The sequence below is a fragment of the Bradyrhizobium sp. Kon58 genome (assembly GCF_055807455.1).
Genome location: NZ_JBVVOT010000548.1, coordinates 1 through 252 on the forward strand (window position 1 = coordinate 1; position 252 = coordinate 252).

Below are 252 nucleotides of genomic sequence, written 5' to 3' on the forward strand. Positions count from 1 at the left end.
GGACATCAACAGTGCCGCCGCCATTGCCCAGCGCAGTCAGGGCGCGATGGGCAACAGCACCGGCTCCGGCAACCTGAACGTAAGCATCAGCGACACCAGCAAGTTGTCGACCTACGACTACAAAGTGACCTTCAGCAGCGCCAATAACTACACGGTCGTGCGTTCCGATGGCAAGGCCATGGGCGCATTCGACACCAACACCGCGCCGCCACCGGTGATCGACGGCTTCACGCTGGCCCTGGATGGCAAGGG

1 protein-coding gene is annotated in these 252 nt (G+C 62.3%); it reads left to right on the top strand.

Features of this window, described 5'->3' with window-relative positions; all coding sequences use genetic code 11:
• Positions 1–252: hypothetical protein (locus AC0L20_RS41450; RefSeq protein ID WP_473295903.1), on the top strand; the 252-nt coding region annotated here is incomplete at both ends.